Origin of the sequence: Micromonospora foliorum, assembly GCF_022229015.1 — a bacterium.
GTDB lineage: Bacteria > Actinomycetota > Actinomycetes > Mycobacteriales > Micromonosporaceae > Micromonospora > Micromonospora foliorum.
In genome coordinates, this window is record NZ_JAKKFF010000364.1 from 1 (window position 1) to 1,685 (window position 1,685).

1 pseudogene is annotated in these 1,685 nt (G+C 76.1%); it reads left to right on the top strand.

Annotated features, from left to right (window positions below):
• A pseudogene (locus tag PSH25_RS24560) lies at positions 1-1,671 on the top strand (helicase-associated domain-containing protein); the annotation flags it as partial.
• Between the last annotated feature and the right edge of the window lie 14 nt (positions 1,672-1,685).

The window sequence follows — 1,685 nt, forward strand, 5'->3', positions numbered from 1 at the left end:
GGCGCGGAGGACCCGGTCCTCTCCGACCCGACCAACGGTGGCGCCCCGACCGGCTCCCCGGTGCGGTGGCTCGTCGACAACCGGCTGCTGGTCCCGGTGACGACCGGCTCGTCCACGGCCAGCGGGACGGTGGAGCTGCCCCGCGAGGTCGGCCTGCTGCTGCGCCGCGACAGCGGCCCACTCGGGCCCCTGCGCACCAGCCCACCGCCGGTGGCCGCCGCGCCGCGTGAGCCGAAGGCGGTCGACTCGGCCGGGGCCGGGCAGACCATGGAGGTGGTCCGGAACACCGAAGGGCTGCTGGAGCAGCTCGCCGACGAGCCCGCGCCGGTGCTGCGTTCGGGTGGCATCGGGGTGCGGGATCTGCGCCGGTTGGCGCGTACCGCCGGGCTGGACGAACCGACCACAGCGCTGCTGCTGGAGGTCGCGTACGCGGCGGGGCTCCTCGGTGAGCTGGAGATGCCCGGCGCGACCACCGGCCGGTACGGGGCGGACCAGCAGGTGCTGCCGACCGGCGGGTACGAGGTGTGGCGGGCCGCCTCGCTGGCCCAACGCTGGGAGCAGCTCGCCCGAGCGTGGCTGACCATGACCCGGCAGGTGGGGCTGGTGGGCCGCCGTGACGACCGGGACCGGCCGATCACCGCGCTCTCCGCCGAGGCCGAGCGGGCCAGCGTGCCGGCCACCCGGCGGGCGGTGCTCGCGGTGCTCGCCGATCTGGAACCGGCGACGGCGCCCACCCCGGAGGAGGTGCAGGACCTGCTGGACTGGCGGGCCCCGCGCCGCAGCCGGGGCCGGGACGCCGCCCACCGGGAGGTGCTGGCCGAGGCCGCGCAGCTGGGCGTGACGGGGCTGGGGGCGCTCACCTCGTACGGTCGGCTGCTGCTGGGTGACCTGACGTCGACCGACGAGCGGGGTGACGACCCGCTGGGCGTGCACGCGGACGTCGAGAGTGGCGACCCGTCCAGTGCCGCGCGGGCGCTGGACGCCCTGCTGCCCGCACCGGTCGACCACTTCCTGGTGCAGGCCGACCTGACCGTGGTGGTGCCCGGCCCACCCGAGCCGGCGCTCGCCGTCGAGCTGGAGGCGATGACCGAGCTGGAGTCGGCCGGCGGGGCCAGCGTGCACCGGGTCACCACGGCGAGCGTGCGGCGTGCACTGGATTCGGGCTACACGGCCGACGACCTGCACGACGTGTTCCGACGCCGGTCGCGTACCCCGGTGCCGCAGGGGCTCACCTACTTGATCGACGACGTGGCGCGTAAGCACGGCGGGCTGCGGGTCGGCCTGGCCGGGGCGTACCTGCGCAGCGACGACGAGACGCTGATCAGTGAGGTGTTGGCCGACCGACGGCTGGAGTCGTTGGCGCTGCGGCGGCTCGCCCCGACGGTGCTGTGCACGCAGTACCAGGTCGGTCGGCTGCTGGGTGCGCTTCGCGACGCCGGGTACGCCCCGGTGCAGGAGGACGGCACCGGCAGCACGGTGCTGGCCCGGCCACGAATCCGGCGGGCCCCGCCCCGGGTGTCGGTGACCACTCGGACGATCGATCCGCTGGCCGCCCCGAAGCTGCCCATGCCCCGGCTGCTCGGCGTGGTGGAGCACATCCGGCGGGGTGACGCGGCGGCGCGGGCGGCCCGGCGGGCACCGGCGGTGGTGCGCGGCGGAAGGGCAAACGGGTGAAACCCGGGCAC